General features: G+C 34.0%; 16 protein-coding genes. 1 reads left to right on the top strand and 15 read right to left on the bottom strand.

What is annotated here, in order from left to right; translation table 11 throughout:
• Positions 1–92: 92 nt before the first annotated feature.
• From CXF54_RS02565 to CXF54_RS02530, 8 genes are all read right to left on the bottom strand, one after another.
• Positions 93–794: a sulfite exporter TauE/SafE family protein gene (locus CXF54_RS02565; protein WP_101202328.1), complete on the bottom strand. Its 702-nt coding sequence runs from the start codon at positions 792–794 to the stop codon at positions 93–95.
• The gene (locus tag CXF54_RS02560; RefSeq protein ID WP_101202327.1) at positions 794–1,240 is read right to left on the bottom strand and encodes a FixH family protein; all 447 of its coding nucleotides are present in this window, start codon (positions 1,238–1,240) and stop codon (positions 794–796) included. The genes CXF54_RS02565 and CXF54_RS02560 overlap by 1 nt, the downstream gene beginning before the upstream one ends.
• Positions 1,241–1,251: 11 nt before the next feature.
• Positions 1,252–2,676, bottom strand: coding sequence for a cytochrome c oxidase accessory protein CcoG (gene ccoG / locus CXF54_RS02555; RefSeq protein ID WP_101202326.1), 1,425 nt, complete (start codon positions 2,674–2,676; stop codon positions 1,252–1,254).
• Positions 2,677–2,685: 9 nt separating this feature from the next.
• Positions 2,686–3,651 (bottom strand): cbb3-type cytochrome c oxidase N-terminal domain-containing protein, encoded by a 966-nt coding sequence (locus CXF54_RS02550; RefSeq protein WP_101202325.1) that lies wholly within the window; start codon positions 3,649–3,651, stop codon positions 2,686–2,688.
• Positions 3,652–3,738: 87 nt separating this feature from the next.
• Complete coding sequence (locus tag CXF54_RS02545; protein ID WP_090838809.1) at positions 3,739–3,933, bottom strand: CcoQ/FixQ family Cbb3-type cytochrome c oxidase assembly chaperone; 195 nt, start codon at positions 3,931–3,933, stop codon at positions 3,739–3,741.
• Positions 3,934–3,939: 6 nt separating this feature from the next.
• Entirely contained in the window at positions 3,940–6,132 is a 2,193-nt protein-coding gene (gene ccoN / locus CXF54_RS02540; RefSeq protein ID WP_101202324.1) for a cytochrome-c oxidase, cbb3-type subunit I, read from the bottom strand.
• A 2-nt stretch (positions 6,133–6,134) separates the two neighbouring features.
• Positions 6,135–6,329: a cbb3-type cytochrome oxidase assembly protein CcoS gene (gene ccoS / locus CXF54_RS02535; RefSeq protein WP_090838814.1), complete on the bottom strand. Its 195-nt coding sequence runs from the start codon at positions 6,327–6,329 to the stop codon at positions 6,135–6,137.
• Positions 6,330–6,555: 226 nt separating this feature from the next.
• Positions 6,556–8,928 carry a heavy metal translocating P-type ATPase gene (locus CXF54_RS02530; protein WP_101202323.1) on the bottom strand — a complete coding sequence of 791 codons (2,373 nt, stop codon included), beginning with the start codon at positions 8,926–8,928 and terminating at the stop codon, positions 6,556–6,558.
• 109 nt (positions 8,929–9,037) lie between these two features.
• Between CXF54_RS02530 and CXF54_RS02525 the strand changes: the two genes are divergently transcribed.
• On the top strand, positions 9,038–9,715 hold the full coding sequence (locus CXF54_RS02525; protein ID WP_090838955.1) for a Crp/Fnr family transcriptional regulator: 678 nt from the start codon (positions 9,038–9,040) through the stop codon (positions 9,713–9,715).
• A gap of 77 nt (positions 9,716–9,792) precedes the next feature.
• Here the strand turns inward: CXF54_RS02525 and CXF54_RS02520 are convergent, their stop codons facing one another.
• The 7 genes from CXF54_RS02520 to CXF54_RS02490 are packed head-to-tail and all read right to left on the bottom strand — an operon-like array spanning position 9,793 to position 22,438.
• Positions 9,793–11,052: a T9SS type A sorting domain-containing protein gene (locus tag CXF54_RS02520; protein WP_101202322.1), complete on the bottom strand. Its 1,260-nt coding sequence runs from the start codon at positions 11,050–11,052 to the stop codon at positions 9,793–9,795.
• A 17-nt stretch (positions 11,053–11,069) separates the two neighbouring features.
• Positions 11,070–11,861: a family 16 glycosylhydrolase gene (locus CXF54_RS02515; RefSeq protein ID WP_090838820.1), complete on the bottom strand. Its 792-nt coding sequence runs from the start codon at positions 11,859–11,861 to the stop codon at positions 11,070–11,072.
• Complete coding sequence (gene bglX, locus CXF54_RS02510) at positions 11,861–14,152, bottom strand: beta-glucosidase BglX (RefSeq protein ID WP_101202321.1); 2,292 nt, start codon at positions 14,150–14,152, stop codon at positions 11,861–11,863. Before bglX ends, CXF54_RS02515 begins: the two co-directional genes overlap by 1 nt.
• A 2-nt stretch (positions 14,153–14,154) precedes the next feature.
• A complete protein-coding gene (locus CXF54_RS02505) occupies positions 14,155–15,786 on the bottom strand; it encodes a family 16 glycosylhydrolase (RefSeq protein WP_101202320.1) in 1,632 nt (543 codons plus the stop codon).
• Between the two features lie 22 nt (positions 15,787–15,808).
• On the bottom strand, positions 15,809–17,884 hold the full coding sequence (locus CXF54_RS02500) for a PKD domain-containing protein (RefSeq protein WP_157823376.1): 2,076 nt from the start codon (positions 17,882–17,884) through the stop codon (positions 15,809–15,811).
• A 33-nt stretch (positions 17,885–17,917) separates the two neighbouring features.
• Positions 17,918–19,384, bottom strand: a complete 1,467-nt coding sequence (locus tag CXF54_RS02495; protein ID WP_101202318.1) for a RagB/SusD family nutrient uptake outer membrane protein — start codon at positions 19,382–19,384, stop codon at positions 17,918–17,920.
• Between the two features lie 3 nt (positions 19,385–19,387).
• A complete protein-coding gene (locus tag CXF54_RS02490) occupies positions 19,388–22,438 on the bottom strand; it encodes a SusC/RagA family TonB-linked outer membrane protein (RefSeq protein WP_101202317.1) in 3,051 nt (1,016 codons plus the stop codon).
• Between the last annotated feature and the right edge of the window lie 92 nt (positions 22,439–22,530).

Here is a 22,530-nt window from a genome sequence, read left to right as displayed (position 1 = left end):
ATAATTTACGTTTATTTATAAGACTAGCAGCTATTTACTAGCATTAAATGTGCCTGGCATTATTTCCGCGAAAGCGAAAAAAATATTTTCTTTTAATGACAATCTATGGCACTATTTGCCATCTCCACCACGGGACTTGGCGATATATAAGGAATACCTAAACCTAAGCCACGTAAAATAAATAAGGCACCAATAATAACGATAAATACAGGAATAGCCTTTTGAATACGTTGTTTTACTTGTGCATTTAAAAATTTACCTAAATATATTGCTGTGGTCATTAACGGTATTGTACCTAAACCAAAAAAGGCCATATATAAACTGCCTTGCCATGCTGTACCTGTTGCAATAGCTCCAAAAACAGCCATATAAACCAATCCACAAGGTAAAAATCCGTTTAAAAAGCCAATGGTTAAAAAGGTGTCTGCAGTCTTATTTTTTAAGGCTTGACCCATTTGTTTTTTTACAAAACCTACTGCCTTGTAAATGGGCTTTACTATAAAATTTTGACCCAATTTTTTATAAGGAAAAAGGATAACAACAATCATTAAAACACCTATTACAATAGATAACTTTTGTTGTAATCCAAAAATATAAAGGCTTTTACCTATTAAACCAAAAATTAATCCGATAATACTATAGGCTAATAGACGTCCAAAATGATAAGCCGCTATTTGTGTTATTTTTTTTAAAGAATTACTTCTGTCTACAGGCAACATAAAAGCAATAGGTCCACACATACCAACGCAGTGAAAACTACCCAATAAGCCAAATATGAGTGCTGTAAGTAACATTAGTACTGTATTTCTTCTTTAAGCATGTAGTTTGTATCTTTATAGCTCCAATCTATTTTAATATTCCAACGACCATCTAATAAACGTTTGTCAGGTATGAGCAAATTGTGATTAGACAACAAAATTGTGGTTTCGAAGTCTAGTTGTTTATTAGATGGTCTATATAGGAATACTTTACCTGTAATGTCTTTGTCTTCAAAATCAGCTGGAAAGCTAATAACAATACCTTCGGTTGTTTTTTTCCAAGTCACTTTAGACGCTAATGTTTTGGCGTTTTTTTCTTTATTGATATCGTTCTGAAATTCTAATTCTTGCTTGTAATAGTTTTCATCTACTAAATCGTGATCTAGGCTTTTATCCGTATTCATAGATATCACAAAATACATGATAAAGCTTATAAATAGTATAAATGCAATTACAACACCTGTTCCCCAGTTAAATTTCATAGTCTTATTTTTTAATTATAGCTTCTAGGTCCTAAGAAGTTTACTGTTGTGGTTTCTATTAATTTGTTATGACTGTAAACCTCTATAGTTAATTTGGTTTTATCATCTTTTAAAACGCCTTGATCAAGCTCTATAAACAATGTTCCTTGTGCTAAACCTTGTGCTGGTACTACAAAACTATTATCTGTTGATACTAACTTGACAGTCCCTTTATATTTTTTAAGTTTGAAATTGACATTATCAATCTCCTGAGTTGTTTTATTAACAACCTTGTATGTAAATACATTACTAATGACATTATTTGCCTTATGCTCAAACAATTGCCCAGGTAACCTTAAGACTCTAGCTTCGACATCATTACGCAATTGTAACATCGCTATTAAAACACCCGTTAAAATAACTAGTACTACAATATAGGCTTTAAGACGCGTGGTTAATTTAAAAGGCGCTTTCTTTTCTATATTATCCTCACTAGCATAACGTATTAACCCTTTAGGGTAACCTACCTTCTCCATTATATCATCACACTCGTCTATACAAGCTGTACAGTTAACACATTCTAATTGTGTACCGTTTCTGATATCAATACCTGTTGGACAAACGTGCACACATTGCATACAATCTATACAATCACCATGACCAAGTGCTTCTCTGTCTTCGTTTTTTCTAAACTTTTTGCGTCCATTTTCTCCTTCTCCACGTTTATGATCGTAAGCAACAATAATGGATTGATTATCTAATAGCACACCTTGTAAACGTCCATAAGGACAAGCTATAATACATACTTGCTCTCTAAACCATGAAAATACAAAGTAAAATAAACCTGTAAAAATCAATAACGGAAATAAGGTGCTTAAATGCTGAGAGGGTCCTTCTGTTACGTAATTTAATAACTTATCACTACCAATTAAATAGGCTAAAAACACATTAGCAATAAAAAAGGAAATGATTATAAAAATGGTGTGTTTTAATACACGCTTTCTAATTTTTTCTGGAGTCCATTTGGTGCGTTTTAACTTCATTTGCGCCCCTCTATCCCCATCTATCCAATACTCAATACGTCTAAATACCATTTCTAGAAATATGGTTTGTGGGCAAATCCATCCACAAAATATACGCCCAAAAGCAACCGTAAATATGGTAATAAAGACCACACCAATAATCATAGAGATTACAAATAAGTGAAAATCTTGAGGCCAAAACGGAAATCCAAAAACATTAAAACGACGCTCTAGAACATTGAATAATAAAAACTGGTTACCATTAATTTTAACAAATGGAGCTGCAAATAAAAAGACTAATAGCACATAACTAACAATCTTCCTATAATCGTAAAACTTACCACTGGGTTTTTTAGGAAAAACCCAAGCACGTTTACCGTCTTCGCCTATAGTTGATATTGAGTCTCTAAAACCCTCGTTAATTGGAGCTTCCATTTTTATAATTTAATTATTACTAGAAATAGTTTCACCTATTTCTAAAGCTTCAGTGTTTTCTTGTTCTGCTGGAGTTGTAGTATCTTCTGTTCCTTCCGGCTGCCATAAATCGCCTTCAGCATCTTTACCTTTAGCTGGCGTTGTACCTTGTAAAGACAATACATAACTTGCAACTTGAGCCATTTCTAATGGTTTTAAACCTTCTTTTTTCCAAGAGATCATACCTTTTCCTGATCTACCTCCTTCAGAGATTGTATGAAACACACTTTTAATGTCTCCTCCTAAAATCCAGTATTTATCCGTTAAATTTGGTCCAATACCTCCACCTCCATCTGCCATATGACAGGCAACACAGTTAGCATCAAATACTTTTTTACCAATTTGAAGATCTGCCGCATCTGTTAATAAAACTACTGAGTTAACATCTACTAAATTTTTAGCTGTTTTTTTATACGCTTCAATTTCTATTTTAGCTTGAGCATACTCGTTATCCAATTCTTCGTATTGTGTATCTGATGACCCTGTAACATGAAAATTAAATAAATAAATTACAGCAAAAACCATAGAAGCATACCAAGAATACAACCACCATGGTGGTAAATTATTATCCAACTCTTTTATACCATCGTAGTTATGGTCAAGGATAATTTCATGCTCCTCTTCTATTGGAGTTTCTCCTCCTTTTAATTTATGGTACAGCGCTTTAGCTTTTTTAAACTCTGGTACTTTAGAGGTGTTTGCTAGGTAACGTGCTTTACCTGCTTCATCTAAACTTTGAAACAATACGTTTTCTATAGATCCAACAATACCTTCTACAGCAATTAGTATAAATAATACTAATACTAAAAATAACATGATAATTGGATACTCTAAAAAAGCGGGTTTATCTCCAGAGTCTACAAAATATTCTACCAATCCAAAGATGGCAAAAAAGAGAGCTGGGACTCTTACATATGATGGGATTATTTTTTTCATTTGATTAGTTTTTATTGTTTTGAAATAGACAAATAGAACCTTTGACTTTTATTATTTTATAATTAAATAATAAAGCGTTTGGTCTGATCATTCGATTTCGTTTTCGTTTTCGTTGTCTAATTCTAATGGAATATTACTTACTTGAGTGATATAGTCTTTTTTGGCGGTAATTACCCACCAAAAAAGGACTACAAAAAAACCAAAGAATATAAGTAATGATAGTATTGGGTATATCTCTACACCTGCAATACTGTCTAAATGATTTTTTACAAATTTTAACATGACGTTTTAGTTTTGTACGGTTGTTTCTTCTTTTCCTTCTTTAATATCAGTACCTAAACGTTGTAAGTAAGCTATAACTGCTACTATTTCGCGGTTACGCATTTCTACAAAATCAGCACCTCCGTTTTTCTTACTAGCTTCATAAGCTTCTGCAAAATCAGGATCTGTGTAAAGATTTTTTTCTATCTGTGTTCCTTGTGCTAACATTTCGGCTTGTGCATTTGCAATATCCTCATCTGTATAAGGGACACCTAATGTTACCATCACTTTCATTTTAGCTTCGATATCAGTCTTATCTAGCGTATTATCTATTAACCATTTATAAGATGGCATTATAGATCCTGACGAGGTACTTTGTGGATCATACATGTGGTTAAAATGCCAGTTGTCTGAATATTTACCACCTATACGGTGTAAATCTGGACCTGTACGTTTACTTCCCCATAAAAATGGATGATCATAAACAAACTCTCCTGCTTTACTATATTCTCCGTAACGCTCTACTTCACTTCTAAATGGTCTAATCATTTGAGAGTGACATCCAACACAACCTTCTCTAATATAAATATCACGACCTTCTAACTCTAAAGGAGAGTATGGTTTAACACTACTAATGGTTGGTATATTAGATTTAACCATTATTGTAGGTACAATCTGTACAACACCACCAATTAAAATAGCTATTGTAGCACCTATAGTTAATTTAATAGGTTTACGTTCTAACCAAGTGTGCCATCCCTCTCCAGAAACACGTTTTTTAGACACACGTTGTAATGCTGCAGCTTCTGCTAATTCATCTTCAACAACACTACCTTTTCTAATGGTTTGGATTACGTTAAACACTAAGATTAACATTCCTGTTAAGTATAAAGTCCCTCCAATAGCACGCATCCAGTACATTGGCATAATCTCAGTAACTGTTTCTAAAAAGTTACCGTACACTAATGTTCCGTCTGGATTAAATTGTTTCCACATACTAGCTTGTGTAAACCCTGCAACATACATTGGTAAGGCATACATGATAATACCTAAGGTACCAATCCAAAAATGAAGGTTTGCTAATGGTAAAGAGTATAATTTTGTTTTAAATAATTTTGGTACCAAATAGTAAATCATACCAAAGGTTAAAAATCCGTTCCAAGCTAATGCTCCAACATGCACGTGTGCAATAATCCAATCTGTATAATGCGCAATCGCATTTACATTTTTAAGCGATAACATTGGACCTTCAAACGTTGCCATACCATAACCTGTAATAGCAACTACCATAAATTTAAGTACAGGATCAACACGTACTTTATCCCATGCACCACGAAGTGTTAGTAGTCCGTTTATCATACCTCCCCAAGATGGCATCAATAACATAATAGAAAATGCAACACCTAAATTTTGAGCCCATTCTGGTAAAGCTGTGTATAATAAATGGTGTGGTCCAGCCCATATATAAATAAAGATTAACGACCAAAAGTGAACAATTGATAATCTATAAGAATATACTGGTCTGTTGGCTGCTTTAGGTACAAAATAGTACATTAACCCTAAAAACGGTGTTGTTAAGAAAAAGGCAACCGCATTATGTCCATACCACCATTGTACTAAGGCATCTTGCACCCCTGCGTAAACTGAGTAACTTTTCATACCCGTTAAACTAACCGGTAACTCTAAACTATTAAATATGTGTAATACAGCGACAGTTACAAATGTGGCAATATAAAACCAAATAGCAACGTATAGGTGACGTTGACGACGTTTCATCATCGTACCAATCAAGTTAATCCCAAAAGCCACCCAGATTAAAGCAATAGCAATATCAAAAGGCCATTCTAACTCTGCGTATTCTTTAGATGTAGAGTATCCTAATGGTAATGTTATGGCGGCACCAACAATAATTAATTGCCATCCCCAAAAGTTAATATTACTTAGTAAATCGCTATACATTCTAGCTTTTAGTAAACGTTGCGTAGAGTAATAAACCCCTGCAAAAATAGCATTACCAACAAATGCAAAAATCACCGCATTGGTGTGTAAAGGTCTTAAACGTCCAAAGCTTAGCCATGAAATTCCGTCTGTCATATTCGGGAATAAAAACATGTAGGCTAAAAGCAACCCTACAAGCATACCAACAACTCCCCAGAGCATGGTTGCGTAAAGAAACTTTTTAACGATCTTGTTATCGTAATAAAATTGCTGCATTTCCATAATTAATTGTGATTAGTCTTTTTATTATTCTTAGTTAGTGATTCTGTGGTTTTAACCAATTCATCTTCAAAAAGCATCCTTACTGAAGGCGTATAGCTATCATCAAATTGTCCGTTTCTTATTGCCAATATAAAGGCTATAAAAAAGACAATTGCGACAACAATGCTGACTGTTAGTAAAATGTATATAACGCTCATACCTATTAGAAGTTATGCTACAAAAGTAGCTTAGATGCCTGTTTTAAAAGATGACATTTATCATGTTTGAATTAAATTCTCAAAAAAAATTAAGATTTATTTAAGATTGTTTTTCGCTTACACGGAAAATTTGCCAAAACGCAGTAATTTAAAACGAAACGATAGTAATACTAGAAAAAAAAGTACACAGAGCAGTCTTAGTGACTTCCTTCTATTTATCAAACAACTACTTTAATTTTCGTCCTACCAAATTAGTGGCTATTGTTGTAAAAACAACAATACTAATAGAGCTTAAAGGCATTAAAATAGCAGCAATTACTGGCGCTAATTGTCCTGTTACCGCAAAATACAATCCAATAACATTGTAGAAAAAAGAGAGTACAAAACTCCATTTTATAATTTTAATGGCACTTTTAGACGCCTTTATATATTGGTGTAATTGATTAAATTTTGTAGCATCCAAAATAGCATCACAAGCTGGAGAAAACACATTAACATTTTCAGAGATAGCAATACCCACGTTACTTTGTGCCAAAGCACCAGCATCGTTTAAACCATCCCCTACCATTAATACTTTTGCGCCTTCCGTTTGATGGTATTTAATATACTCCAACTTATCATCTGGCTTTTGATTAAATAGCATTTTAGTTTTTGCTGGTAGTAACTTTTTAAGGTTTTCTAGTTCCCCTTCATTATCACCCGACAAAATGACAAGATCAAAATTCTTTTTCAACTTATTAAACAGCTTTGATAACCCTTTACGGTAACTGTTATAAAACGTGTATTTTCCTTTATAGTTATTGTTAGCACTAATATGTACTGCTGTATTTAATACTGCATTTTCATTTTGAAACCCTACAAATTTAGCAGAGCCAATTTTAATATTATCAGAAGCATGAGACGCTTCAATCCCTTGACCTAAATGCTCTTCAAATGTATCTAGTGTAACTATATTATTCTCTTCTAAAATATCATACAAACCACGACTTAATGGATGATTAGAGCCACGCAGTGTGTTTTTAAGTAAGACTTCTTCAGCAGCACTTAAAGGTAATCCCTCATACTGTGCATCACTTTTTTTATTAGAAGTAATTGTTCCTGTTTTATCAAAAATAATAGTATCGATATGTGCTAATTGCTCTAATATCGAAGCGTTTTTTATATAGAATTTTTTCTTTCCTAAAATGCGTAATAAATTACCAAAAGTAAAAGGTGCGGATAAAGCAATAGCACACGGACAAGCAATAATTAAAACTGCTGTAAATACATTTAAAGCTTTACTAGAGTCTTTAAATAACCAAAATACTGTAGCAATAAAAGCAATACTTAAAACAGCCACTGTAAAACGCTTACTAATCGCATTGGTTAACGTTGTAAAGCCATCGTCCTTATTTTTTCTAAACACATCATTGCTCCATAATTGTGTTAAATAACTTTGCTCAACCGACTTAATCGCTTCCATCTCAATAACTCCAGAGGTTTGCTTACCTCCGGCAAACAACTTGTCACCAGATTGCTTGGTAACCGTTTCAGACTCGCCAGTAACAAAGCTGTAATCTATTTTCGCATTCCCGTTAATTAATATACCATCTACGGGAATTAGTTCTTGGTTTCGAATTAATAAACGGTCCCCTTTTTCGATATCATAAACCTGAACCGGCACTTCTTCGCCATTAAAAATTTTTGTAACTGCGATTGGAAAATACGACTTGTAGTCGCGTTCAAAAGATAAAAATGAATAGGTTTTCTGCTGAAAAAATTTTCCTAATAATAAAAAGAAAACCAACCCTGTTAAACTATCAAAAAATCCTGAGCCCAAATCGAATGCTATTTCTGCTGTACTACGTGCAAACAAAACAATAATACCTAAAGCAATAGGAATATCAATATTTAAAATTCGTGTTCTAATAGCTTTGTAAGCCGATATAAAATAATCTTGAGCAGCATAAAACACAACAGGTAAAGAAAAAGCAAACATAATCCATCTAAAGACATGCTTGTATTGCTCTAACCAAAACTCGTTGACCTCAAAATACTCTGGAAAAGATAAAAACATCACATTCCCAAAAGCAAAACCGGCAACTCCTAATTTGTAAATTAAACTACGATTTACATTTTCTTGCCCCGTTTTATAATCGTCTAAGCTAATATAAGGTTCATACCCTACAGAGCTTAACAACAATACCAACTGCTTAAGCGAAAACGATGCTGTATTATAAGAAACACGCACTGTTTTTTTACCAAAATTAACTTGAGATAAAGTAACCGCAGGATTTAACTTATTTAAATTTTCTAGAATCCATATGCAAGAACTACAGTGGATATGTGGAATGTAAAGTGTGACTATTTGTGTTTTACCATCATCAAATTCGACTAACTTCTCAATAATATTATCTTGAGATAAAAAGTCGTACTTCCCCTCAATCTCTTTTGGAATAGCTCCAGGAGACGATTGTAAGTCGTAATAACACGTTAAATCGCTTTCAGACAAGATTTCATACACCGTTTTACAGCCTTGACAACAAAACGGTTTATCCTCTAAAAGGATAGTTGTATCTGTACAATTATCGCCACAATGATAACATACTTTTAATTCCATAATTTGCTCATTTACCTGTAACAAAGGTTACACTTTACTGGCTTATATTTTATGATATTTGTCATGTTACATATTGTATACTTTTGGTATACTTCCAACAAAATTAGGTATGAGTAAATGTGAACAGTGTATTGTAAGGCAATTTAATAGTCTAAAGACCCTTACCAAGGAGGAGTTAGTCCGTGTGTCTGCTTGCAAAACAAGTAGCGTGATAAAAAAAGGAGACATCATTTTTAGAGAAGGAGAATCTTTAAATGGTATTTACTGTGTAAGAGAAGGCGTTTGTAAATTAACTAAACTTAGCGATAACGGAAAAGAACAAGTTGTAAAACTAGCTATTAAAGGCGGTATGATGGGGCAACGCTCTTTAGTTAGTGGAGAAATATCAAACCTGACAGCTGTAGCTATAAATGATATGCAAATTTGCTTTATTCCTAGACAAGAAATTGTTCGTGATTTACAAAAAAACGTCAATTTTTCTATGGATATTTTAAAACGCATGGCTCAAGATTTAAAGACTTCTGAAGATAGTCTTGTTAATATGGCACAAAAAACCGTAAAACAGCGCTTAGCACAAACCTTAATCTATGTACAAACAACGTTTGATATAGACCAAGACGGTTATTTAGCCTTAAACTTGTCTAGAGATGATTACGCTAGTATTGTTGGTACTGCTACTGAAAGCGCCATCCGTATTTTATCTCAATTTAAAAAAGAAGGCTTGATTAGCACTAAAGGAAAACAGATAAAAATTGAAAACCTACAAGACCTAAGTCGGGTCGAATAGCATTAAATATTTTAAAGTATAAAAAAAAGGATGTAATTAAAAATTACATCCTTTTTTATTGTTTAGGCTAAGGGCTATCAATCTTTAATTAATTTTAAGGTTTGGTTACCTTTATCAGAATATATTTTTGCAAAATATAATCCTGAAGGCATATTATCTGTAGGTATTGTAAATTGCAAAGCGTCTATTTTTTGTGTAAAAACAGTTTTTCCTAATACATCAAAAACGTGCACTGTATTAACTGTTTTTGTAGATTGAATATTCCAATCTGATGTTGTAGGATTTGGAAAAACAGAAAACGTATTAGCACTAAATCTATCAACACTTAAGCTAGTCCCTGGGTTTAAAGAAAAATATAGGTTATCAAAATAAGCGATACCTGTATTTAAATCTGACTCGGTTCCTATTTTAAATTGAAAAAACTTATCTAAGCTAAAGCCTTGATCTGTGAAAAAAGATAATGGTATATCAACACTTTGCCATTGGTTAAAAACGAATGCTTCTTCTGTTGGAAGTTCATAAAAATACTCAAAAACAGCGCCATCTTCTTCAATCAAAATCATTCTAATCTGAGTGGCATTGGTCGTATAATAATCAAAATGAAAATTACTATATGCCGATAAATCTGTTACTGCACCTGGATTTGTTCCTTGTCCATATCCTGCAATAGAAAAATCCATTTTAAAGGTATTATTAATCACCGCTGATGGATCTGTATCAACTATTGTAGTTTCTCCAAACGTATAATCATTTGTCCAAACATTAGTAAATCCACCTGTATCTCCAAAAATACTTAACACTTCGTTATTAGGTGTTGTTGGTGTTGGTGACGGGATTTCTAACTCCGGAATTGGTGCTATATTTGTTCCTCCTGCAAAGTCATCTACTAAGTAGGTACCTACTTCATTGTTATTAAAGTCAGGAAAAAACACCATTAAGTCGTAATTACCTAAACCTGCAGGAAAATCTAAACTTACCACTTGCCAATCCGTACCGGTAGTTGTAAAAGATAATTCTGTATTTGGGCCTGTACCACCTTCAAATTTTAATAAATGTGTACGTGTCCCATATTCTGCAATAGGTTTAATTCTAAAAGTAATAGTATTATTAGCATCGTCAGACAGATCTAAATTTTCTGCTAGATTAAGTTGTGCGGTATCGTATAACAAACCACCACCTGCTATTTGGCCGACATCATTTCCGGCATCTGTTGTGAGCATAAAACCACAATCAAAACAATTCATGACGTCAGCTGGATCTGAGTAATCTATAGGTAATACCTGAGATATCCCTAGTGTTGTCGCAAATAAAAATACTAATACTGTAATTTTTTTCATGGTGATTGTAGTTAAGATTAATTAGACCCTGACACTTTTACGTAGTCAATAATAAAGTCTTGAGGAAAAATAGAATCATCCACTTCTGGACCTCCAAAATTTCCGCCAATTGCCAAGTTTATTATTAGATAAAAAGGTTTATCAAAAGGCCATGTTTTTTCATTTTTAACGTCTGGAGAAAAGGTGTAAACTAAATTATCATCTACATAAAATGAAATCGAATCTTTAGTCCAATTGGTTTTATAATTATGAAATCCTTCCTCTATATCTTCAATCGTTGAAATTTTTGTGTTTACAGACTTTCCATAACTGTCTGGTGTATGTAATGTAGTATGAATTTGATTAGGCATTTTACCTACATATTCTAAAATATCAATCTCACCACAAGCAGGCCAAGTATTAGTATCTATATCAGACCCTAGCATCCAAAATGCAGGCCATAAACCTGAACCTAAAGGCAACTTAGCTCTAACTTCTACTGTTCCATATTGAAATTCAATTTTGTCTTTAGTTGTGATTTTTCCTGAATAATATCCAGTCGAATCTTTAGTCGCTGTAATTATTAAGTTACCATCTTTTACAGATACATTTTCTTTAGTATAAATCTGTCTTTCATTGTTACCCCAACCACATAAATTAGGGCAACCATCACCAAGGTCGTAATTCCAATAGGACTCATTTAACTGCGCGCCTTTAAACTGATCTGTAAAACTAAATACATCATTAGCTTTACTTAACTTCTTGTTATCTTGATTCTCTTTACAAGAAAAACAGAAAACAAGTAATACGATTAGTTTTAAAAGCTTCATTATAATTTGAATTTATCCGTTAATACTGTCTCAGAACTTCCACCAACAAAGACTTCAAAATCACCATCTTCTACAATAAAAAGACCTTGATTATTAAAAAAACCAAGTTCTTCTTGAGTTAAAGACAAGGTTATTGTTTTTGTTTGGTTTGGATCTAATTCGACTAGCTCAAATCCTTTTAACTCTTTTACAGGACGTGTGATGCTTGCAAATAAATCTCTGATATACAATTGAACAACTTCCTTTCCTTTCAATTCTCCTGTATTAGTAACATCTACTGAAACCGTTACTGTTTTGTTTTCTGAAAAAGTGTTTTCAATTTTTAAATTATCATACTTAAACGTCGTGTAACTTAAACCATGACCAAAAGCGTATAAAGGTGTGTTTTTCTCATCTTGATAATGCGACCAAAACACAATATCCTCTCCTGGTAAAGTTGGTCTACCCGTATTTTTATAATTATAATAAATTGGGACTTGTCCAACGTGTCTAGGAAATGTCATTGGTAATTTACCACTAGGATTATAATCTCCGTATAAAACTTGTGCAATAGCATTACCAGATTGTGTTCCTAATTGCCAAGCCTCTACAATTGCAGGTATATTTTTATCTGCCCATGTCACGGTTAACGGACGACCATTATTTAATACTAAAACAATGTTTTTATTAACTTTATATACTGCTTCTAAAAGCTGTTGCTGTACACCAGGTAATCCTAAATCTGTACGACTTCTACCTTCTCCACTTTGAAAACCATGTTCTCCTAAAACCATAACCACTACATCTGCTTTTTTAGCAACTTTGATGGCATCATTAAAGTCACTTTTATCAGAGGTGTTAATTTTTACTTCAAAAGCAAATTCCGTTTTACCTATAGAGACGTCCGCACCTTTAGCATAAGTAATGGTATTACCTGAGTATTTATTTAGACCTTCTAAAACAGAAACCGCAGTGCTATCCTTTGCAGCAATACGCCAGCTACCTAAAGGGCTTGTTTTATCTGATGCTAAAGCACCGATTAATGCTATTTTTTGTCCCTCTTTTTTAAGTGGAAGTATATTATTTTCGTTTTTAAGAAGTACAATAGATTTTTTAGCCATATCTAAAGCTGCATCATGTATTTCTTGACTTCCTATAACTTCTTTTTCTCGAGTTTCATCTAAATACTTATATGGATCTTCAAATAATCCTAATTCAAACTTGACACGTAAAATTCGGCTTGTAGCATCATTAATATCTTTAATATTAACCGTACCGTCATTAACCAAACCAGCTAACTCTTCGACATATAAGTACGACTCCATATCCATATCAGAACCTGCCTTTACAGCTAATTCTGCTGCATGCTTACCGTTTTCGGCATGTCCGTGAGCAATCATTTCTGTAATTGAGCCCCAATCCGAAACTACAAAACCATCAAATTGCCACTGTCCTTTTAAAACATCACGTTGTAAATATTCGTCTCCAGTTGAAGGCACACCATTTAATTCGTTAAACGAATTCATAAATGTTCTAACACCCGCATCTTTTGCTGCTTTAAATGGCGGAAAAATAACGTTGTATAATGTTGAAGTTCCGACATCTGCAGTATTATAATCTCTACCAGCTTCTGCAAAACCATAAGCTGCAAAATGCTTAGCACATGCTGCTATTGAAAAAGGGGTTGACAAATCGTCACTCTGAAATCCTTTAACTCTTGCCACCGCAATTTTAGACCCTAAATACGTGTCCTCTCCTGCGCCTTCCATTACACGTCCCCAACGGGCATCTCTAGAAATGTCTACCATTGGTGCAAATGTCCAGTTGATACCTGCTGCCGAAGCTTCTTTTGCTGCAACCTCTGCCGATTTTTTAATAGCCTTTAAATCCCAACTTGCAGCTTCTGCAATTGGAATTGGACTTAAGGTTTCATAACCATGAATAACATCAAAACCTATAATTAAAGGAATCCCTAGACGTGTTTCTTCAACCGCTATTTTCTGAACAGCTCTAACGTCTTTGACACCTCTAACATTAAGCATTGAGCCTACATATCCTTTACGTAAATGCTCGTACTTTTTAGCTTGGTCTCCATTTTCTGGCACTGGACCTGTAACATCCCAAAAGCCATTGTACTGATTCATCTGACCTATTTTTTCTTCTAAGGTCATTTTAGACAATAGCGTAGCTACTTTATCATCAATACTTGATGTTTTGTCATCACTTATAGCTAAGTCGTTCTCATTATTATTTTTACATGAAATAATGAGAAGACCTGCTAAGACTAAATAATAATACTTGCTTAATTTCATATTTATTGATAAACTCTTACGTAATCTATTTCCATTGTATCCTCCGTAAATGCTGGGTCAACATCTCCTCCAAGACTTCCTCCCATTGCCACATTTAGAATAAAAAAGAAATCACTATTAAATGGTAATGCATCTGAATTAATTACTGTGTGAAAAACGTCTCCATCTACAACAATCTTAATAACATCTGGTGTCCACTCTACACTATAATTATGAAATTCTGATGTTGACGTTGCTACTTGCGTTGCACCTCCATTAGCATTTCCACCTGACATTCCTGGGTAATGTAACGTCCCTAAAGTCGTGTTTTTATCCTGACCTGTTTGTTCCATAATATCAATCTCTCCGCTTGTTGGCCATCCAACTGTTTCAAAGTTTGCTCCTAACATCCATATTGCAGGCCAAGTCCCTTGTGCTGCAGGTAACTTTGCTCTAACTTCTACTCTACCATACGTAAACTCAAATAAGTCCACAGATTTAATACGTGCAGAAGTATAAGAAGCACCATCTGCTTTTGCAGTGATTTTTAAAATACCATCTTCAACAATTACGTTATCAGCATTACTAGTATAAGACTGCAACTCATTATTACCCCAACCACTATCTCCTGTTCCTAAGTCGTATGTCCAATTAGCTGGATTTGGAGCACCATTAATGTCAAACTCATCAGCCCAAAATAAATCGTTATAAATAGTCTGTAACTCGTTAGAACTACCTTCTTCTTGAGAAGTAATAATAAACCACCAATCAAACTCACTGTTTCCATCTGTAGTTCTAATAATCATCTCATTAGGAATATCACGACTAAAAATCTCATATCTATGATTACCTCCAGTGTAATACCCCATAAACCCTAAACCTGTAAGATTAATGGTTTCTACACCTCCTGGTGCTGTAATTACCCAACTTTCAGAATAGTCTTGGTATGGATAATTTTCGATATCTGCTCCATTTGGCGTTTCGCTATGTGGACCTAATTCATTTATTAAAGGCTCACGTCCAAACACAGTTCCTTCAGGGTTAACTGTAGGATCATCATTTACACTATTAACAATATGAGTAAACGTTCCGTCTGTATTAAAAATATAACGGTCGTCATACATTCCTGTTGCCGATTTTTCTCCTGGACCAGCACCATACCATTCCGTAGGTACCACACCTCCAATTGGACCAAGACCAAAATGTCCTGGACTTTCAGATTTTATTCGCCATGTTTTAGATCCATCACCAACTAAAGCATTTAACAAATCTGCAGGTGCAGAATAGGTTGCCAAAACTTCAACTTCAAGTGTTGTCGTTGTAGACACACCTCCTGTACCGTAAGCAACCACCGTTACCGTATAAGTGTTTACACCTAAATCTGAAAAGGTAAAATCTGTAGTTCCAGAGGGTGCATTTACAACAGCACTTCCAAAACTATATTTAAAGCTTAATGCATTATCTGCAGTTGCTGTAAAATTTACTAATCCACTTCCATCTCCATTAGGATTGGCAGCATCTTGACCAACAATCTCTGGTACTACAACAATATTTGTTGGCGCCACTATATTACCAAACGTCTGATCCTCTTCTTGGCAAGCAATAAAGAAAATAGCAATGCTTAATAGCAAACTAATTTTTAGTATATGTTTCATTTGTTCTTTTTTTAACTGATTATTAGTTCTTCAATTCAAATTCATCATAATAATACACTGAATCATCACCTGCTACTCCAAAATCAAAGAATAACACGACTCTATCATAATTAAAGTCTGCTGCGCCACTAATATCAAATTCTAACTCTTCCCAAGCATTTATAGTTGTTGTACTTAGGTCAATTTCGAAAAACTGTGTGTTATCAGCACTATTTTCAATTTTTAATCTCACCACAGCTCCCATTTTAGGAGACCATGTTTTAACGCTTAATTTGTTATACGTATTAACATCTAAAGGCGTTGCTACATCAAAAAATGCACCTGCCCAAACTTCCGAACCAGCTGTTTTAACCAACTCTGCAACATTAGCTGTTGTATTTAAACCTGACATATCTGGGTTAGCAATTACTTGTACATCTGCAATATTTCCAAATGCTGTAAATGCTGGTGCTGCACCTTCAAAATCTTGAAAAGGTAATGCAGGAGTTCCACCTGAACCTCCACCTGTACTCACAACTTCTATTTGATCAAAATAATAAGTAGAATCATCTCCAGCTACTCCAAAATCATAAAATAATACGACTCTATCATAAGTTAATGCTGCTGCTGCAGAAACATCAAATACTAAAGTTTCCCATGTATTAATAGAAGATGTAGTTGCATCCGTTTCGTAAAACTGAGTATTATCAGCACTATTTTCTATTTTAAGTCTAACCGTTGCTCCTGCTTTTGGTGACCAAGACTTAACGCTTATCATATTACAAGTAGATAAATCAATTGGTGATGCTACGTCAAAAAATGTTCCTGCCCAAACTTCTGATCCAGCTGTTTTAACTAATTGTGCTACATTAGCTGAAGTGTTTTCTCCTGACATATCTGGGTTAGCAATAATTTGCGTATCTGCTATATTACCAAACGATGTAAATGCAGGTGCTGTTCCTTCAAAATCTTGAAGTACTGCACATGTTGTATCTCCCATTGCAGAAGGTGCTTTATAGAAATACACGTTATCTATATAAAAATCAAAGGTTCCTGTTGGTAAACCTGAAAATATTAATTGTTGAATTGAATTTGTTGCAGTCATACCAGCAGCAATAAAATCAGCCATAGGAATATCTAGAGACACCCATTCGCCTTGAGCGATACCTTCAAACACTATTTCTGCTTCCGTTGCAGTACCTCCTAAATCAACTAACTTTACTCTAAATGTTTCCGCATTAGCGGTCCAAACATCCAAGTGAAAGAATTCCATTGTCGAAGCATCTACAGCGTCTCCACCATAAAATTCTACTCCAACAAAATCTGCATCTACATAAGACTTAGTATCATCGCCATCAATTTGAATATCTGTTAATGTACTTGTACTCCAATCTGATCTCCAAGAACTAACATTTACATCTGTTGTATAAGCATTACTAAACATAGAAATTTTGTCTTCATCAGCTCTAGTTGGCGGTGTTGGCGCTGCTGCTAAAGGAGCTGTAATTTCTGTTACAACAAACTCTTCCGTATAAGACACCGTATCTACAGACCCACTAAAAGCAGTTACTGTAATAGTATATGTTCCTGCTTCTTCATAAACAAAAGAAGTAACCTCTCCAATATTAGTCGTTATTACTGTTCCTGCTGCGTCACCAAAATCTACATCATAAGACATTGCAAAATCTGCAGTTGCAGTTACATTGACTTGTCTAGAAACACCTTCGTCATTTGCGATGGTAACCACTAAATTTTCTGGTGCTTGAAAAGACACAACTATTGTTTGTGCGACAGTCGTTGTTTTTCCATTTATTGCTGCTGCTGCAATTACAATATCATATGCCCCTTCTGCATAAGTATGCTGAGTGCTTTCTCCAGGATTAAGTAGGCCAGAATCTGTACCAGATCCATCACCATAATTAATTCTAAAATTAGCTACATTTTCTCCTGTAGGCGTAATTGTTACTAACCCCGAATTATCTTGAGCTATAGTAATAACTGCTGCCACGTTAGTTGGTGCAGGTAATGCACTTACATCTGGCAAATCATCATCTTGTTCGCAACTTACAAAAGCTGTTATTACCAAGAATAAACTAAGAATGTACTTGAAATTTTTCATGTTATATTTCGTTTTAATTTTCATATTATTTTATTAATAACCAGTGTTTTGAGACCAACGATTACCTGTTAATTCTATTTCTATTTGAGGAATTGGAAATACTTCATGTTTTCCTGACATAAAACCATCAATTTCTGATGCAGCACGACCTGTTCTTACTAAATCAAAAAAGCGGTGGCCTTCTCCTACTAACTCAACACGACGCTCATTATAAATAGCCTCAGTTAGAGTACTTCCTGAAGACGTAATGTTATGATCCATATCTCCAAAAGCACGCTGTCTTACTAAATTAAGATAGTTTTGTGCTCTATCGTCAGCAATAGATCCTCTATTTAAAGCTTCAGCAGCCATTAATAGTACATCAGCATATCTAATAGCTCTGTAGTTATTTGGATTAGTCAAGTTTTGATCTCCAATATTAGAATCGCCTTGACGTGCTATATACTTTCTGTTATAATATCCCGTGTGCTCATTACCTGTTCCAAACGTAGCACCTGTGCTAGTTGCCCATGCATTAATATCTAAAATAGCTGTATCGATTCTTGGGTCATCACTTTCAAAAGCATCTACTACCTCTTGAGTTGGTACATTAAAACTAAATCCTGAATCAAATAAAGGTCCATTGTAATTACGAATACCGTTAAAACCAACAGCTACATTACCTTCGCTACACTGTAAACATCCAAATCCAGCACCTTCTAAATCTGCGTATTGTACTTCAAATACAGACTCGATACTATTTTCATTATCATTTTCAAAAAGTGTTGTGTAATCTGCAACCAAATCATGTGGACCCGAGTTTATTAAATCCTCTAAAACTAACGCTGCTGCGCCAAATTTATCTTGATATAAGTACACTTTACCTAATAATGCTTGCGCTGCACCTTTTGTAACACGTCCTAACTGAGTTTGTACATATGGTAAATTCTCTGCTGCGTATAATAAATCCATTTCGATTTGTGTATATACTTGCTCTTTAGGTGTTCTGTCTGCAGTAAATTGGTCTCCGAATAAAAAACGTTGATCAACCACTAATGGCACATCTCCAAACCATTTTACTAATTCGAAATAATAATATGCTCTTAAAAATCTAGTTTGAGCTAATACATTTTCTTTACCAGAAAACGCTGTTTTATCCTGAAACTCCATGATGTAATTGGCACGATTTACTCCTGCAAACATCCAACCCCAAATAGAACGTAACTGCTCGTTATTAGGTGTGTGAATCATGTCATCAATTTGTTGTATTCCTGGCACATCTGTTGCACTTTCTCCTCCTGCTAGCGTATTGTCTGAAGCAATTTCTCCTAACATTACATTTAAGTAAGTAGATTGTAACAAATCATAGGCACCAATTAAAGCATCTTGGTAGTCTTGTTCTGAATTAAAATAGTTTTCAGAACTTTCATTTTGAGATTCAACGTCCACAAAATCGTCACTACACGCTATTATTGTCGAAGCTGAAACTAAAAGTAGAATTATATATTTTATGTTTTTCATCTTTTAAAATTTTACGTTTGTTCCAATTAAAAATGTTCTTGGATTTGGATAAAATCCACTATCAATACCGCCTCCAATAGGAGCTCCGTTAGATGTTGTTGCATCAAACCCTCTATATTTTGTTAATGTAAATGCATTACTAACAGATGCGTATACTCTAATATTATCTAGACCTATATTTTGTAATCTTTCTTTATTAAAAGTATACCCTAATTGTATGTTCTGTGCTCTAAGAAACGATCCATCTTCAACAAAATAATCTGAGAATACTGTATTAGCAGTCGCGCTATTTGTAACTCTAGGATCTGAATTTGTAGATCCTGGCCCAGTCCATCTGTCTAAAACGTATGTTGTTAAATTTGTTTTTGCACTATTACGATCGTAGTTTCTTACTATATCATTACCAAGTGAAGCAAAGAAATACGTTTGAAAGTCAAAATTCTTATAATCAAAAGATAGGTTTAATCCCATAGTTACATCCGGAATTGGGTTACCTATAAAAGTTCTGTCGTCTGCATCAATCACTCCATCTTGATTTACATCAACAAATCTGATATCTCCTGCTTCTGCATTTGCTCCTAATGCTAATTGAGATGGATGTGCATCCACTTCTGATTGTGTTTGAAAAATCCCATCCATCTGTAAACCATAAAAGACACCTATTGGCTGCCCAACTTGCATTCTTGATGGCGGATTAGCTTGACCAATACCAAAACTACCTCCTACTTCATAGCCAATACTGTTATTTACTTCAATGACCTCATTTTCTAAAGTTGAAATATTATAACTTACGTTGAATTTAAAATTATCTGAAATTTGGTCTTTGTAAGAAATTTGAAATTCTAAACCACTATTTTCAACAGTACCTGCATTAACTATAGGGTTTCCAGAACCTGGTGCTGCCCCTCCTAAAATTAAAGAACTCTCTACTGGTAATAATAAGTTTTCCGTAGTACGTTTAAAATAATCTGCAGTAATATCAATTTTACTATTAAATAATCTCGTTTCAAAACCAATATCAAATGCTTTTTGCTCTTCCCATTTGATTTCAGGATTAGAAATAGCGCCAACTGCTGTTCCTAGTTCCAAAGCATCATCTAAAACATATACACCTTCTCCATCTAATAGAGATTCGAATCTGAATCCAGGAATTCTATCGTTTCCTAATACTCCATAAGAACTTCTTAACTTTAAAAAGTTTATTGTGCTACTATCCTCTAAAAAGGCTTCGTCGGATACTACCCAACCAATAGAACCCGATGGAAAAATTCCAAATTTATTTTCAGGTCCAAAAGCTGTTGATCCATCACGTCTTACAACTGCAGAGAATAAATATTTTCCTTTGTAATTATATTGTATTCTACCAAAATATGATAGTAATCTAGAATCGAAAAAACGATTACTTATTTGTGCATAAGGATCTGTTATAGTAGTTGCATCATTAATATTAGCTTCACTAAAAATAGTGTCTTCTGGCATTCCGTCTCCAATAGCTAAGTAATAATCTCCTGTTGTTTTAAATACTGACGTTCCTAAAGTTGCTTTTATGTTATGTGTCTCATCATTTAATGATGTTTCGTAATTTACAAAAGCATCAAAAGTATAATCTCTAAAAAAGCTTGTTCCTTCAGTAAATTGAACATTATCTGTATTGTCAAATACTGATCCGTTACCATATTCTACTAATGGATTAAGCCCTCTTGTTCTTACTTCAGAATAATTCCATTGGTAATTAGCTTCTGCACTAAATCCATCTAAAAACTTATAATTTAAACCAAAAACACCACTAAGCTTATCAACCTTTGTTCTATTAAAAGTATTAGCAATTTGCTTCAAAGGGTTAACAACTTCAATCGGATAGTTAGCTGAAGATGTATATTCTCCATTACTATCTCTAGGTGTATCAGTAGGCGCAAAATTAACTGCGTTAAATAAAACAGACCCTAAACCACCTTCTGATAATGCTTTTCTAACAGTACCAGTATAAATTAAGTTGGCCTTTAAATTTAGATTCTCAATAATCTCTAAACCATAATTAGCACGTGTTGTATAACGTGTAAAATTAGCTTTACTTCCTCCTATAATACCATCTTGAGTTAATAAAGAAGCACCAAAAGAATAGGTTGACTTTTCTGTACCACCACTTGCTGTAATAGCATTATTAAAAATTGGAGCCGTTTCAAAAACTTCGTCTTGCCAGTCTGTACCTCTATTTAGGCCAAATGTATCTGGAAAAGGTAATGGACTACCACTAGCAGCAGCAGCTTCATTTTTAATTAAAGCATATTCTGTAGCATTTAATAGCGGTATTTTTCTTGTTGTTTTCTGGAATCCTACGTAAGAATCGTACTGAAAAGACATTTTCTTGTTTTTACGTCCCGTCTTGGTCGTAATTAATATCACTCCATTGGCAGCTCTAACACCATAAATACCAGCTGTTGCATCTTTTAATACAGTATAGCTTTCTATATCTCCTGGATTTATAACACTTAAATCTTCAATAACATTACCATCTACTAAAATTAAAGGTCTATTGTCTCCGTTAGTTGACACCCCTCTAATCCTAATATTTGATGCACTTCCTGGTGAGCCCGATTGTGAAGAAATATTGACACCAGCTACTTGACCTTGTAACGCTTGCTCTATTCGCGTTGGTTTTAGAGCTTCAATAGTTTCGCTAGTTACTGTAGATACCGCTCCTGTTACTTCTTTTCGTTTTTGAGAACCATATCCAATAATAACCACTTCTTCTAAACCTTCTACATCTTCAGAAAGTTTAACATTAATAGCATTACCATTAGTTACCGTAATTTCTTTTGTTTTATAACCAACATAAGAAAATACTAAAGTTGCGTTTTGCTGTACATTTTTAATAGTATAATTTCCATCAAAATCTGTAGTAACACCGTTTGATGAATTTTTAACTAGAATGTTAACAGTAGGTATTGGAAACCCATCTTGTTCACTAGTTACATTTCCTGATATTGTATACTCTTGTCCAAATGCGGATAGTGTAAATACTAATAACAGAAATGAGAGAATAGTTTGTTTCATATTTGAAAGTTTTTGTGCTTTTACCAAAATTATCAAGATTATCTGATAATTTGATAAAATTAACCGCTACAAAAAGCATACAACACAAAAAA

The sequence above is a fragment of the Olleya sp. 1-3 genome (assembly GCF_002836085.1).
In the GTDB taxonomy this organism is placed as follows: Bacteria; Bacteroidota; Bacteroidia; order Flavobacteriales; family Flavobacteriaceae; genus Olleya; species Olleya namhaensis.
Note: the sequence above shows the minus strand (reverse complement) of the source record. Positions and strands in the feature narration are given on the sequence as shown.

Excerpts from the sequence above, each read along its gene's own strand:
- CXF54_RS02500 (WP_157823376.1), bottom strand. The coding sequence starts at position 17,884 with ATGAAAAATTTCAAGTACATTCTTAGTTTATTCTTGGTAATAACAGCT.
- ccoG (WP_101202326.1), bottom strand. The coding sequence starts at position 2,676 with ATGGAAGCTCCAATTAACGAGGGTTTTAGAGACTCAATATCAACTATA.
- CXF54_RS02490 (WP_101202317.1), bottom strand. The coding sequence starts at position 22,438 with ATGAAACAAACTATTCTCTCATTTCTGTTATTAGTATTTACACTATCC.
- CXF54_RS02545 (WP_090838809.1), bottom strand. The coding sequence starts at position 3,933 with ATGTTAAAATTTGTAAAAAATCATTTAGACAGTATTGCAGGTGTAGAG.
- CXF54_RS02505 (WP_101202320.1), bottom strand. The coding sequence starts at position 15,786 with ATGAAACATATACTAAAAATTAGTTTGCTATTAAGCATTGCTATTTTC.
- ccoN (WP_101202324.1), bottom strand. The coding sequence starts at position 6,132 with ATGGAAATGCAGCAATTTTATTACGATAACAAGATCGTTAAAAAGTTT.
- CXF54_RS02560 (WP_101202327.1), bottom strand. The coding sequence starts at position 1,240 with ATGAAATTTAACTGGGGAACAGGTGTTGTAATTGCATTTATACTATTT.
- ccoS (WP_090838814.1), bottom strand. The coding sequence starts at position 6,329 with ATGAGCGTTATATACATTTTACTAACAGTCAGCATTGTTGTCGCAATT.
- CXF54_RS02495 (WP_101202318.1), bottom strand. The coding sequence starts at position 19,384 with ATGAAAAACATAAAATATATAATTCTACTTTTAGTTTCAGCTTCGACA.
- CXF54_RS02525 (WP_090838955.1), top strand. The coding sequence starts at position 9,038 with ATGAGTAAATGTGAACAGTGTATTGTAAGGCAATTTAATAGTCTAAAG.
- bglX (WP_101202321.1), bottom strand. The coding sequence starts at position 14,152 with ATGAAATTAAGCAAGTATTATTATTTAGTCTTAGCAGGTCTTCTCATT.
- CXF54_RS02520 (WP_101202322.1), bottom strand. The coding sequence starts at position 11,052 with ATGAAAAAAATTACAGTATTAGTATTTTTATTTGCGACAACACTAGGG.
- CXF54_RS02565 (WP_101202328.1), bottom strand. The coding sequence starts at position 794 with ATGTTACTTACAGCACTCATATTTGGCTTATTGGGTAGTTTTCACTGC.
- CXF54_RS02550 (WP_101202325.1), bottom strand. The coding sequence starts at position 3,651 with ATGAAAAAAATAATCCCATCATATGTAAGAGTCCCAGCTCTCTTTTTT.
- CXF54_RS02515 (WP_090838820.1), bottom strand. The coding sequence starts at position 11,861 with ATGAAGCTTTTAAAACTAATCGTATTACTTGTTTTCTGTTTTTCTTGT.
- CXF54_RS02530 (WP_101202323.1), bottom strand. The coding sequence starts at position 8,928 with ATGGAATTAAAAGTATGTTATCATTGTGGCGATAATTGTACAGATACA.